Origin of the sequence: Halegenticoccus tardaugens (assembly GCF_004116405.1) — an archaeon.
GTDB classification, from domain to species: domain Archaea; phylum Halobacteriota; class Halobacteria; order Halobacteriales; family Haloferacaceae; genus Halegenticoccus; species Halegenticoccus tardaugens.
In genome coordinates this window covers 52,298-65,271 of the sequence record NZ_SDIC01000007.1, presented here as the reverse complement: position 1 = coordinate 65,271, position 12,974 = coordinate 52,298, and the positions used below count along the sequence as shown (strand labels likewise).

General features: G+C 57.5%; 13 protein-coding genes. 5 read left to right on the top strand and 8 right to left on the bottom strand.

Annotated features, from left to right (window positions below; all coding sequences use genetic code 11):
* The first annotated feature begins 136 nt into the window (after window positions 1–136).
* Entirely contained in the window at window positions 137–691 is a 555-nt protein-coding gene (locus C3L37_RS17725; RefSeq protein ID WP_129115926.1) for a DoxX family membrane protein, read from the top strand.
* A gap of 65 nt (window positions 692–756) precedes the next feature.
* Here the strand turns inward: C3L37_RS17725 and C3L37_RS25000 are convergent, their stop codons facing one another.
* The 4 genes from C3L37_RS25000 to C3L37_RS17710 all read right to left on the bottom strand — a co-directional run bounded on the left by C3L37_RS25000 (window position 757) and on the right by C3L37_RS17710 (window position 4,749).
* A complete protein-coding gene (locus C3L37_RS25000) occupies window positions 757–984 on the bottom strand; it encodes a hypothetical protein (RefSeq protein WP_228546319.1) in 228 nt (75 codons plus the stop codon).
* Window positions 984–1,196, bottom strand: a complete 213-nt coding sequence (locus C3L37_RS24995; RefSeq protein WP_228546318.1) for a hypothetical protein — start codon at window positions 1,194–1,196, stop codon at window positions 984–986. The genes C3L37_RS25000 and C3L37_RS24995 overlap by 1 nt, the downstream gene beginning before the upstream one ends.
* Before the next feature lie 241 nt (window positions 1,197–1,437).
* Complete coding sequence (locus C3L37_RS17715; RefSeq protein ID WP_129115925.1) at window positions 1,438–4,044, bottom strand: heavy metal translocating P-type ATPase; 2,607 nt, start codon at window positions 4,042–4,044, stop codon at window positions 1,438–1,440.
* Between the two features lie 105 nt (window positions 4,045–4,149).
* Window positions 4,150–4,749: an AsnC family transcriptional regulator gene (locus C3L37_RS17710; RefSeq protein WP_129115924.1), complete on the bottom strand. Its 600-nt coding sequence runs from the start codon at window positions 4,747–4,749 to the stop codon at window positions 4,150–4,152.
* Between the two features lie 132 nt (window positions 4,750–4,881).
* On the opposite strand from C3L37_RS17710, the gene C3L37_RS17705 reads away from it, so the two are divergent.
* Window positions 4,882–5,079, top strand: a complete 198-nt coding sequence (locus C3L37_RS17705; protein ID WP_129115923.1) for a CopZ family metallochaperone — start codon at window positions 4,882–4,884, stop codon at window positions 5,077–5,079.
* A gap of 104 nt (window positions 5,080–5,183) precedes the next feature.
* On the opposite strand, the gene C3L37_RS17700 is transcribed toward C3L37_RS17705, so the two are convergent.
* Window positions 5,184–5,402 carry a hypothetical protein gene (locus tag C3L37_RS17700; RefSeq protein ID WP_129115922.1) on the bottom strand — a complete coding sequence of 73 codons (219 nt, stop codon included), beginning with the start codon at window positions 5,400–5,402 and terminating at the stop codon, window positions 5,184–5,186.
* 6 nt (window positions 5,403–5,408) lie between these two features.
* On the opposite strand from C3L37_RS17700, the gene C3L37_RS17695 reads away from it, so the two are divergent.
* Both C3L37_RS17695 and C3L37_RS17690 read left to right on the top strand, forming a co-directional pair.
* Window positions 5,409–7,424: a copper-translocating P-type ATPase gene (locus C3L37_RS17695; RefSeq protein ID WP_129115921.1), complete on the top strand. Its 2,016-nt coding sequence runs from the start codon at window positions 5,409–5,411 to the stop codon at window positions 7,422–7,424.
* 283 nt (window positions 7,425–7,707) lie between these two features.
* Entirely contained in the window at window positions 7,708–8,040 is a 333-nt protein-coding gene (locus tag C3L37_RS17690) for a hypothetical protein (RefSeq protein ID WP_164974796.1), read from the top strand.
* Between the two features lie 178 nt (window positions 8,041–8,218).
* Here C3L37_RS17690 and C3L37_RS17685 read toward each other — a convergent pair whose 3' ends face one another.
* From C3L37_RS17685 to C3L37_RS17675, 3 genes are all read right to left on the bottom strand, one after another.
* Window positions 8,219–9,028 (bottom strand): creatininase family protein, encoded by an 810-nt coding sequence (locus C3L37_RS17685; RefSeq protein WP_129115919.1) that lies wholly within the window; start codon window positions 9,026–9,028, stop codon window positions 8,219–8,221.
* A complete protein-coding gene (locus C3L37_RS17680) occupies window positions 9,025–10,188 on the bottom strand; it encodes a mandelate racemase/muconate lactonizing enzyme family protein (RefSeq protein ID WP_129115918.1) in 1,164 nt (387 codons plus the stop codon). Before C3L37_RS17680 ends, C3L37_RS17685 begins: the two co-directional genes overlap by 4 nt.
* Window positions 10,189–10,300: 112 nt before the next feature.
* Window positions 10,301–11,668: a GntP family permease gene (locus tag C3L37_RS17675; protein ID WP_129115917.1), complete on the bottom strand. Its 1,368-nt coding sequence runs from the start codon at window positions 11,666–11,668 to the stop codon at window positions 10,301–10,303.
* Window positions 11,669–12,127: 459 nt separating this feature from the next.
* Between C3L37_RS17675 and C3L37_RS17670 the strand changes: the two genes are divergently transcribed.
* Window positions 12,128–12,907, top strand: coding sequence for an IclR family transcriptional regulator (locus tag C3L37_RS17670; RefSeq protein ID WP_129115916.1), 780 nt, complete (start codon window positions 12,128–12,130; stop codon window positions 12,905–12,907).
* The last annotated feature ends 67 nt before the right edge of the window (window positions 12,908–12,974 follow it).

Here is a 12,974-nt window from a genome sequence, read left to right as displayed (position 1 = left end):
CAACCAACTCTGACCTGAGAATTCTCTGGAACTGCTCTCTGAAATCGGTTACTCGATTTCAGGGCAGCGTCCGCCATCAATCGACACTCCTCGTCAGGATGACCGTTTTGTAGCTACTCGTGAATCCTCTCTAAGTATGGCATCGCAAGAGGTGCATCTGGAGAGTACCATCGGCGGCTTCACGGCAAGTGGGAAACTGCACACGCTGAGTGTCTGGTTCATCTTCGCGCTCAGGCTGATGATGGGGCTTGCGTTCTTCCAGAGCGGCCTCGACAAGGTCCTCTCAGGGAGTTTCAGTGCAGCCGGCTATCTGACGGGAGCCGTTCCGAACACCGGCAGTCCGCTCGCGGACCTGTTCGTCGCGATGGGGAACACGCCCTGGTTCGTCTCGTTCGTGAACGTCGGCGTTCCATGGGGCGAGGTCCTCATCGGCCTTGGGTTGCTGGTTGGCCTGCTCACCCGCCTCGCCGCGTTCTGGGGTGCGTTCATGATGCTCCTATTCTATTTCGGGAACTGGGACATCGCCCACGGCTACATCAACGGTGATTTCGCCTACATGCTCGTGTTCCTCTCTGTCGCCGCGTTCGGCGCCGGCCGCATCCTCGGCCTCGACGCGTACGTCGAACAGTACGAGGTCGATGGCCTTCCGCTGGTCGAACGGTATCCGTGGACCCGATACCTTCTCGGTTGATAGCGTATAATCTAGCCAAGTGACACGTCGAGGTACCACATCTCATTCGACCGCTGACTCCCTCTTCACATTCCGTCTTCGGTGTCGCGCCGACTCGTCATTATGACACCACTGATCAACATCAGGATAGCGAGAGCGACCATGCCGAGATCCCAACCCATCCCAGAAGTCATGCTGGATCCCATCCCGCCGCCCGTACCGGGACCCATGCCTCCACTCATCCCCCAGTTCGCGCTTCCAGTCGTCCTGACGAGAGCCTGATTGAGCAACATCATCAGCGAGTAGCCGATCATCAGCGGCCCACTCGCGTTTCCGAGACGGCTAGCGTAGGCGTCAGCAGGACGACGCCGTGAATCACGACGACGATGCCGAGAATCGTCATGAGGAGGCCACTGTTCGAACCCATCATCCCAGTCCCACCCGTCACGGAGATCAGTGAGTACAGGCCGGAGACGAGCGCGATCGCTGCACCGTATTGCCGCGTTATCGTACTGGTCGCATTCATGAGTCGATCGCCTCGACACGCAGCGTCGTGTACTTCGATCGGCCACAGTGTTCGAGTGCCACGCCGACGATGTCCTCTCGGAGTCGATTGGGGTGCTGTGTGTAAGCCTTGGGTGAGCCGCCAAGATTGCTGGTAATTTCACCAGGCCGGGGAAGCGTGGGCTCGGCACTGACTGACTTGACGAGATACGTCAGAACCATTTGACGGGATGCGGTGGACATGATGGCTCTGAGTTGGTTGCTTAGCGGAGTCGGCCGAGCAGCTCGTAGTCGTGGTCAGGAGTGTACCGGCGGAACAGCAGGCTGTTCGACAGAACTGACACCGACGAGAACGCCATCGCGCCGGCAGCGAGCACGGGCTGGAGCAGCCCGAGCGACGCGAGCGGGATCATCGCGGTGTTGTAGCCGAGCGCCCAGACGAGGTTCTGTTTGATCTTCGCGAGCGTCGCGTCCGAGATGCGGATGGCTTTCACCACGTCGAGCGGGTCGTCACGCATCAGCGTCACGTCCGCCGCCTCGATGGCGACGTCCGTCCCGCTCCCGATAGCAGTCCCGACGTACGCGACGGCGAGCGCGGGGGCGTCGTTGACGCCGTCACCGACCATCATCGCCTTGCGCCCCTCGTCCTGAATGGCCTCGACGGCGTTGGACTTGTCCTCGGGGAGGACCTCCGCGCGGACGTTCTCGGGGTCGATGCCGACCTGCTCGGCCACTGCTCGGGCGGTCCGCTCGTTGTCGCCCGTGATCATCATCACGTCGATACCGCGCTCCTGTAGTTGGCTCAGGGCCTCTTTCGCACTCTCCTTGATCGTATCGGCGTCGACGACCACACCGACGAGTTCACCCTCGTAGGCTACGAGCATCGCCGTCTTCCCCTCGTTCTCAAGGCGCTCCATCGTCTCCTGAGCGGGCGAGGGTCCGATCCCGTTGTCCCGGAGTAGCTTCCGATTCCCGACCAGCACCTCACTGTCACCGACGGTCGCTTTGATGCCGTGTCCAGGGATGTTCTCGAAGCTATCTGGGTCGGTCACGTCGATTCCGCGGTCTTCGGCCCCGTCGACGATGGCCCGAGCGAGCGGGTGTTCGCTCCCACTCTCGGCGGTGGCTGCCAGCCGCAGTACGTCGTCCTCGCTGAGGCGCTCCTGTGCGGTTAGCTGGCCCCCATCGGCAGCGGGTTCACCGCCGTCTGCCACGGGTTGTCCGTTGCCGTCGAAAACGACCACGTCAGCCAGCTCCATCTCGCCTTTCGTGAGCGTCCCTGTCTTGTCGAAGACGACCGTGTCGACGTCCTTCGCTCGCTCGAGGATGTCACCACCCTTGAACAGGACACCGTTCTGTGCGCCGATGGTCGTCCCAACCATTGTCGCGGCTGGGGTCGCCAGTCCCAGTGCGCAGGGACAGGCGATCAACACGGCCGACGCGAAGACGATCACCGCGAATTCGAAGACCGACACGCCACCGGCCGCGACGGGGCCGCCTGCAACGAGGCCCCACAGCGGGAGCCACTCGACGAACCCAGCGAGTGCTTCGGGGAACAGGTACCAGACGAGGCCCCAGAGGACGGCGTTCGCGATGACCGCCGGCACAAAGTACGCCGAGATGCGGTCGGCGAGGTTCTGAATGTCGGGCTGGCGCGACTGCGCTTCCTTCACCGTCTGAACGATCTGCTGGAGGGCGGTGTCCTTCCCGACCTTCGTCGCTTCCACGACGAGCACGCCGTTCTCGTTGATGGTCGAGCCGACCACCTCGTCGCCCTCGCTCTTCTCGACGGGGACGGACTCGCCAGTCACCATCGACTCACCCACTGCGGACTGCCCGTCGACGACGACGCCGTCGGTCGGGATCTGTTCGCCCGGACGGACCTTCATCCGGTCGCCGACCTCAACGTTTTCGAGAGGAATCTCTTCTTCGTTACCCTCTTCGTTGACGATGGTGGCCGTCTCGGCCTCCATCTCCAGCAGTTTGCGGAGCGCTTCGCCGGCCTGCCCCTTCGAGCGGGCCTCCAGATAGTTACCGAGCGTGATGAACACGAGGATGAGCGCTGCCGTGTCGAAGTACAGGCCGCCGGCAATGACATCGAGCAGGACCGCCACGGAGTAGACGTACGCGGTGGTCGAGCCCAGTGCGATCAGGACGTCCATGTTGGCGCGGCCGTTCTTGACGAGCGCCTTGTAGGAGTTCTTGTAGAACGGCCAGCCGAGCACTAATTGGACGGGCGTCGCCAGCAGGAACTCTGCCCAGCCGAATTCGATCCCGAGAATCGTCTCCGGAAGGACGCCACCGCCGAGCAGGAACTTCTCGGCGAGGAAGAACAGCATCGGGGCCGCGAGCGCCGCGCCGAACAGCGTCAACCGCAACTGTCGCCTGATCTCCTCTTGCCGGGCGGCCTCCCGGGCGTCACCACCCGACTCGTCCTCAGTCTCAGCGTCCTCGCGGACGGGTGAGTAGCCAGCGTCCTCGATGGCGTCGTAGAAGTCCGTGAGACTCGCTTCATCGGGGTTGTACGTGACCTGTGCCTCGTCGGTCGCGAAGTTCACGTCCGCTGTGACGACGCCGGGCGTCTGCTCAAGTGCGTTCTGCACTGTCTCTGAGCAGTTCGCACACGACATGTCCGTGATGCCGACCGTCACTGAATCCGTGACCGGCGTGTATCCGGCGTCCTCGATGGCGTCGAAGATCCGGGCGAGCGACGTTTCTTCTGGGTCGTACTCTATACTCCCCTCGTCGGTCGCGAAATTGATGTTCGCGTCCGAGACGCCATCTACGGACTCGACGGCGTCGGTGATGGTTTGCGAGCAGTTCGCGCAACTCATCCCCTGGATGTTAATTTGGCTTCGGCGGTGACTCATTACATACTCATATGGACCCCTCGTTCAATCGGTTTGCCCTTTCAGGTGTTCGGTAAATGAGGCTGTGGCATTTTGAATCCAAAGCAATCTAGCAGACCTCCCTAATCAATCGACTCCCTGCTGAAGCTGCTCGTATTTCTCCTCGAATCGGGATTCACACGATGGACAACAGAACTGGTACAACTCCCCATCGATGCGGGTCGCTGTCCCCTCGGTATCGACCGTATTCCCGCACTGGGCACAGGTGAGCGCGAACTCCGTCCCACCCAGATCAGGCGACCAATCAGCGCCTGCTAGGAGCGTCACTCCAAAATCTGCGATCGCTCCGTCTTTGAGGGTGTCGTCGAGCCAACTGGCAACATCATTGTCCGGGACTCGCGCATAGACAACCAGATCGGCTTCAGCGGTGGTGAATACGTGTTCGACCGCTCCCTCGCTGAGCAGGACATCTTTGAGTGATGCGACATCTGGACCGTCAGAGGAGACGTCCAGTGTCAGCAACACAGGAATCCCCTTCCGAAGTTGTGAGTGATCGACGTCAAGCGTGAATCGGTTGATGATGCCCATCTCCTGCAGTCTCGCCACCCGATCCGATACCGCCGGTGCCGAGAGACCGACGGCATCAGCGATGTCACTGTACGGACGACGAGCGTTCGACATCAGGAGCTGGAGAATCTCGAGATCGGTTTCGTCGAGGTCGCGCATAGTGGTACAAACGGCGACGAATGACTAAAGCTTCCCGGCGGAATACGCTTGTTTTCCAAACTTTGGAATGTCTACGACCCACTAGTTCGAAGGGAAAATCCGCATAAGAAAGGGGAGCGTATGTATTCGTGTATGTCAACGACCCTCACTGTCGAGGGAATGACCTGTGGCCACTGTGAGCAGACAGTCGAAGAAGCGCTTCGAGAGGTGAGCGGCGTGACCGACGCGGCTGCCGATCGAGAGGCCGAACAGGCGAGCGTCGATGGTGACGCTGACACCACAGCACTCGTTCAGGCCGTCGAAGATGCTGGATACACGGCATACGCCTGAAGCACTGTAGTCACAAGTCACGCCTGACTTTCTGTCCCCTACATCCATCACTATCCGGCGCGTACTCTCAGAGACACCGATGAACTATGGACGACCACGAACACTCAGCCGACGGCGAACACCCCCATCACGATCACTCCGAACCCAGCGCGAGTGACGAACCGAACGAGATAGCTGACGATCGGGACGTCGACCGGGTCGAACAGGGAATACTCGAGGAGGAAGGGGAAGACGCCGAAGAAGCCAAACAAGAGATCCACGAGCGAACCGAGCACGAAATGGGGCACGGGGCCGGCGGTCACGGAGACGGTCACGACGGCCATGGCGGAATGCACGAGGGCCACGAGCAGATGTTCCGTCGGCGTTTCTTCGTCTCGACGCTTCTCTCAATCCCGGTCCTTCTGTACAGCGAAACCCTTCAGGGGTGGCTCGGATTCACAGTGCCGGCATTCTCGGGCAGCGAGTGGATAAACCCCGTCTTCGCGGTGATCGTCTTCGCCTATGGTGGCGTCCCGTTCCTCCGGATGGCCGCTCCGGAACTAGAGGATCGCTCGCCTGGGATGATGACGCTCATCTCGATGGCGATCACCGTCGCGTTCGTCTACAGCCTCGCGAGCGTCGTCTTCCCGACGACGTCTGCCTTCTTCTGGGAGTTGGTGACGCTGATCGACATCATGCTGTTGGGCCACTGGATCGAGATGCGATCTGTCCGTCGTGCTTCGAGTGCCCTCGACCAGCTGGCGAGGCTCATGCCCGACACGGCGGAGCGGATCACTGAAAGTGGTGACACCGAGGAGGTACCGGTGAGCGAGCTGTCGGAGGGCGATCTCGTCCTCATTCGGCCCGGCGCAAGTGTCCCAGCCGACGGCGTCGTCGAGAAGGGTGACTCCGACGTAAACGAGGCAATGATCACCGGCGAGTCCAGACCCGTCTCGAAGGAACCAGGCAACGAGGTCATCGGTGGCACGGTCAACGGCGACGGGAGTCTCCGTGTTCGGATTGACGCAACGGGTGACGAAACGACGCTCGCGGGCATCATGCGCCTCGTCGAGGAGGCCCAGGAGAGCAAGTCCCAGACACAGGTGCTCGCCGACCGGGCCGCGGGCTGGCTGTTCTACGTCGCCGTAGCGGCGGCAGCCGTGACCGCTGTCGCGTGGACTGTCGCGGTCTCGTTCGATGCAGAGGTTATCGAGCGCGTCGTGACAGTGCTGGTCATCGCGTGCCCCCACGCACTCGGGCTCGCGATTCCGCTCGTCGTCGCAATCAACACGTCGCTCGCGGCCCGGAACGGCATGCTCGTCCGAGACCGAATCGCCATGGAGGAGGCGCGTAATTTCGACGCGATCATCTTCGACAAGACGGGAACACTCACCGAGGGTGAACATGGTGTGGTCGGGATGGCGACTGTCGAGGGCACCGATGAGGAGGACGCATTGTCCCTAGCTGCCGCCGTCGAGGGCGACTCCGAGCACATGATCGCGCGGGCAATCCGGCAGACGGCCGACGAGCGGGGGATCGATGCGCCTGACGCGGTTGACTTCGAGGCGATGAAAGGCCAAGGTGTCCGGGCGATGGTCGACGGCGACGAGGTCTACGTCGGCGGCCCGAATCTTTTGAATCACCTCGACAGCGACATTGGGTCCGATCTGCGGCGCTTCGCCGACGAAGCCGGCGAGAACGCGCAAACGGTCGTGTACCTCGTTCGCGAGGGCGAGCTGATCGCCGCCTTCGCCATGGCTGACGTGATCCGCGAGGAGAGTTACCGGGTCGTCGATGCGCTCCACGAGCTCGGCATCGAAGTGGCAATGCTGACTGGCGATTCGCAGGATGTGGCCGACGCGGTGGCCGACGAGCTCGGCATCGACACTGTCTTCGCCGAGGTGCTACCCGAGGACAAGGACGCGAAGGTCCAGGAGCTTCAGGATCAGGGGAAACTCGTCGGGATGGTCGGCGACGGCGTAAACGATGCCCCGGCGTTAACGCGGGCGGACGTCGGCATCGCCATCGGGAGTGGAACAGACGTGGCCGTCCAATCGGCCGACATCATCCTCGTCCAGAACAACCCGATGGACGTCGTCCGTCTCGTGAAACTGAGCAAGGCGAGTTACCGGAAGATGCAGGAGAACATTGTCTGGGCCGCCGGATACAACGTCTTCGCCATCCCACTGGCCGCGGGCGTACTCGCTCCGGTCGGAATCCTCCTGTCGCCTGCCGTCGGTGCGCTCCTAATGTCCCTGAGCACCGTTATCGTCGCGATCAACGCACAGTTGCTCCGACGGATCGACCTCTCAGTTCCGAGTCTCCCTGGCGTGTCGGCCCCGGGACAGGCGCGGCCGGCAGACTAGGGATTGAAGACTCCCCTCTATTATTACACACGGCTCCGTTTCAGGTGGCGAGGTGCCATTTTTCGTGTCTTCAACGCGTATACGACGCCTACATGAATGATTGGGAGTACCGTATCCTAAATTCCAGTTGATCAAGGAATTGTGGATGTTTATAGTTACGTTCTAAACTAGACTTCCATCGTATCGTCAAGGACTCGTTGGATGCTGCATCCTTTTTCAGGTTCCAAGCCGGACTCTCGCTCATGACGGGACCTTCTGGTATGTCTTCCGTCGTTTATCATGGATGCTCCAGTTGGCAATGGCATTTCTGCCGATCGTGGTTGGTGCCTTCGAGGATACGGAGGGAGTCGTGGACGTAACGAGTGCGGTCGAATCGAGTTCTTACGCTCCATCGTGGATGGGCGTTGTCAGCATCAATTTCGAGATGCTTGTCCTCTGGGCGACGGCGTTCCCGGTGTTTTTGAACGTTGCGGAGATGCTCAGCGTCGCTGGTTTCACGCTCATTGCCCTTCCATGGACCGTGTTCGTCGTTCGCCTGTGGCAGACGTTCATCGATGATGATCCACATGCCCGCCGCGAGGAACCAGCTGACGCGTCGGCATCTCCTAGCGACTGAACACGACTCGATATTGGATCGGGAAAACGTATTCTGAATATATCACAAAGATAATATTATTAATTATATTATAATATAATTTTATAAATTTAAATCACACGCCGTTTCTACAGTAGAGTTGCGATAACTCAAATCCTGATTAACGGAAGGTGGCCAACGCATAGGTCGGATCGCAGCCTCAATCGATATTTTGTTCGTGGACTTCGGTCAACAAGTCTGCAAGGGCCTGTGTCGTGCCGTCGAAGAGCTGTTTGCCGGTACTCTCATCGGCGAGGCTTGGATCGCCAACCGCACCACTGTCGGAATATTCGTCGAAGGTACGATAGACGGAGAGCGGGCCGCCGCTGACGAGATCTTTTCCACCGAGATCGTAGTGCTCGTCCCAGTATGTAGCAGGCATTTCTTCAGTATCGACCAATTCCGGGAATAAATGCAACATCATCGATGTCTCGAACTCACCGCCATGGGCCATTCCTCCAACATCGCTTTGGCGCACCTTCTCGACGAGATCAGCCACAAGTTCGAAGTATGTGAGACCGAGGATTTCTGTTTCTGAGTGAGTGGCCCCAATTTCCGAGACAGCTGCGTTAATGAGCGGCGTGTTGCCGCCGTGGCCATTTACCAACACCAGTGCGTCGAACCCATTTGAAAGACCTGTGTTGGCCGTGTCACGAAGGAGATTGAGAAGCGCCTCGAAGCTCGCAGAGAGGGTTCCACCGAACGAGAGATGGTGGGGAGAATATCCAGGCCTCACGGAAGGCGTTACTAGCACAGGAATATCGTCAACAACACGTTTGGCAGCCGCTATCGCGACGCTATTCGCGAGCAGTGTATCGGTCATGACAGGGAGATGCTCCCCATGTTGTTCAATACTGCCAACAGGAATAACGAGCACTGAGCCCTCTTCGGCACCGATAGCGGCGATATCGCTTGCGGACTGCGTCCCAAACGAAACTTGTTGGTCCAGCAGTGGAGTCGAACGGGTCATGCGATACGGTACTCCTCGATGGTCTCACGATCGACTTCAACACCAAGTCCAGGCTCTTGTGGAACATGAAGCGCCCCATTGACAATATCGAAAGGGTCAACGATAATGTCGTCCTCCCATCCATAATAGACAGAGTCAGGAGGAAGAGAAAAGCCAGGAATTCCATGCACGGCGTGTAAGATTGCCGCTGTTCTGACCCCAAGATCGAATGCACAGTGGTGAGCCATTGGAATGCCTGCATCCTCAACGATGGCTGCCTGCTGGCGTAGCCCTGTAATTCCACCCGCAGGAGTCAGATCTAAGACTGCAACATCGATAGCTCCCGCGTCGATAAGTCGGCGGAGATTGTGTGGAATGTAGGTGTCTTCATTCGGTCCCAGGGGCTGTCTCGTTTGAGCCTTCAGACTCGCCAAAGACTTGTGTGCATCAACCCGAATTGGCTGTTCCATGTATTGGAGGTAAATCCCAGCATCTGCCAGGGCTGATCCAACACGAATCGCTTGATCGATGGTCCACCCTTGGTTGGGATCGAGACGGAACTCTAATTCCCCCTCGACTTCGGTGTGCATCGCTCTAATACGGGCGATATCCTCTTTCCAATTGCGGCCAGCCTTCGTTTTCAACACGGAGTATCCCTCATTGAGAACCTCAGCAGCCCGTTGTCGCGACTGCTCAGGAGGTAGGATACCCAGACAGTATGCGATCTCAATCTTGTGTGCATCCTCATAGTCACCCTGATGATCCCGGTGTTTCATTTCCGTCTGTGTAGGTGACGTCCAACCACCGAGGAGCTCGTAGACCGGTTTCTCAAGCGCTTTCCCTACGATATCCCAACATGCGACTTCGACTGGTGCGAAGAACATATCGGCGTTCGTGTACTCGATGAACACCTGTCGCCGAAGTTTTTCGAGTTCAAACGGTGACTGTCCGACGACGAGCGGACGGACACCGTCTTCGAGAATGGAAACGGTCGCCTCTGGGGTGAGGAATGCACGAACCTCTCCCCAGCCAGAGATACCCTCGTTAGTATCAACCCGGACGAGAATCCGATCCATATCGGTCAGAGAGTTATGATTGGTCACATACGGCCCGATACCTCCGTTTTCGAATGGAACGAGTGGAACGTTGACTGCGAATGATTCGATATCTGTTATTTTCATGGATGTATTGTTGTGGGTGAATTGATCGTCAGCTCGGTTCGGGTCTGAACTCCGAGTCGTGAACGCTGGCAACGGACACCGGAACCCGTCGCTGCGTGTAAGTAACGTTCCGTCATGCGAGGGGCAGTACCGTTGAAAACATGATAACGAAGATGAGGCCGAAGACGGCAATTAACGTTGTGACAACGGTCCACGTTTTTAGTGCCTCAGCCTGTGTGAGTCCGCCAATTTCAGTGATGATCCAGAATCCACCGTCGTTATACCAGGAGAGAATGTTTCCACCGGCACCAATCGCCATCACAAGGTACGCTGGGTTAACTGTTAATTGCCCAACGAGCGGAGCGATGATTCCGGCGGTAGTAAGCATGGCAACGGTCGCAGAGCCCTGCGCGATGCGAACAGCTGCGGCAATAATCCACGCAGTGACGATGAGGCCAAACCCGACTTCCTGTAGTGCACTGGAGATGTAAGTGCCGACACCAGCCGCGGCGAGCATCCCACCGAATGCTCCTCCAGCACCGACAATTGCAGCGATGTTCCCGCCTTCTTTTAGAGCTTCCGTGAGTTCGGCGGCCCACGCTTCTATATCTAAGGATTTCATCCGATAGAAGGTGACAGCTGAGGCGAGCGCCGCAACGGTGAGCGCGAAGTTTGGGTCCCCGACGAACGCAAAGACAGTGACGAACCACGCACTGCCCGAGAAAAACGTATCCGTGACAGTTTGAGCGCCGACAAGCACGATGGCAAGCAAGATCGGCAGGGACGCCTCCAGTACACCGGGAAGCTTCGATGTAGACTGCTGTGAGAGGTCCTTCAGTTCCTCTGTCGTTGTGCCCATCGTATCACGAAGCGGGATGTCAATCCGTTTTGAGATGAACTTGCCGTAGACAAGTCCTGAAAGGACTGCCGTTGGGAAGCCGACAGCGAGGCCAACCAGGATAGTCGTCCCCAGATTCGCACCAATCTCGCCCGCGACAGCAAGGGGTCCAGGCGTTGGCGGGACGAAAACATGTGTCGTCGCAGCCGCTGCACAGATTGTAATGATGAACAACGCGTAACTGTGGCCAACGCGTACACGCATCGAGCGCGCAAGTGGGGCCAGCAAGTAGAATACGTTGCCAAAGAAGACAGGAATCGCCAGAACGAATCCACTCCCGAATAGGGCATATTCGCCGTGGTCTTCGCCAGTGACGGACGTGAAGGCACGAATTATACGCTCTGCAGCGCCGCTTTCTAACATTGTCTTCCCGATTACTGCTGCCATCAGAATTGGAATCCCCACACCAGCAAACGTGTCACCAAACCCAGTCGCTGTCTGCGTTGCCACGTCTGTGAGCGGAACCTGCGGTGCGACGAGCCCAACTGCAAACGTTGCGATGATGAGCCCGATGAAAGCAGGCAATTTGAGCCGAACAAGCAATAGTACCGTCGTCGCTAACCCTACGACGAACGCTACTAAGGGGGCATCTATGTATGCCATACACCCCCACTATTCTGGACAATTATAAAGTTAATCACGGTTTTTAGATCTATTTCGGAAAAAATTGGCCGATAAGGTTCCGATGATAGTAAAAATGCCAATTAGCCTCAGAAGCCTGCTAATCGGATGACTGCATAGAGACCCGTGAAGCAATGTACTCATTAGCGCCACAAATTCATTCGATGTGGTAGAATCGCCGACCGAAAATTGACACAGGAGCCATCGAGTACTCCGGTTGTTCCGCTGTTGTTGAATACTCAAGCGGAAATCTCAGCTCCCCACAGAAAGTGATGCAGCGCGCGTGAACTGCCAAAATCGTTTCTTTCCCATGAGCGGCAGTTAGCGTGTATGCGCCATTCCTCTGTGAGTTAAAGAGAAGCTCAGTTACTTCGACAGTATCGAAAGAAGATGCGAGAGAGTAGAAAAATCTATGTGTGAGTGGTAACCAGTGGAAAGGACATGCCTGGTACGCCTCAACAAAAGACAATTGGTGCCGTTGAGACTACCTTTGAGGTTCTCACTGTACTCGGGGAAATCGAACCAGCAGGCGTCTCAGAGATCGCTGAACAACTCGATATGTCTACGAGTACCGTCTTCACACATCTGAATACCCTCCTTCAGCAGGGATATCTGATTAAAGAAGGCACTCTGTATCAACGCTCTCTTCAATTTTTAACGGACGCTGGTGTCATCAGAGATCGGTTTGAGGCCGCACGGTTACTTGAGAACAAAGTTGACGAGTTAGCGTCATCAACTGGTGAAATCGTGGGGGCAGCAGTAGAGGAACGAGGACAAAGAGTCATCCTCTATCGAACTGCCGGTGAAATGGCTGCTGGCGATGAAATCCCTGTTGGGAATCGCACCAATATGCACTGGACATCACTTGGCAAAGCACTCCTTGCCCATCTCCCTGCTGTGAGACGTCACGGAATCATCGAACATCATGGACTCCCACGTGGGACGGAGCATACATTTACGACCGAGGACGGTCTGGAAGAGGAACTGAAACAGATACGTCAGCAAGGATATGCGACTGACGATGAAGAGCATCTAAGAGGAGTACGGGGGGTTGCGGTTCCGATTTTCAACGACAAACAAGAGGTTATTGCTTCCATCGGAATCACTGGTCCCCGGAATCGATTTCGATCAAAATATCTCACCTATCTCCTCGGATCATTAGAATACAGTAAAAACGAAATCGAAGTTCGGAACCAGTACTGGACGACCTCGACGGTATGATCGGCCGCAACCGGATGACCATTTAATGACACCGCCTTAAACAGCCATAGTGACCATTGGTTAGAAT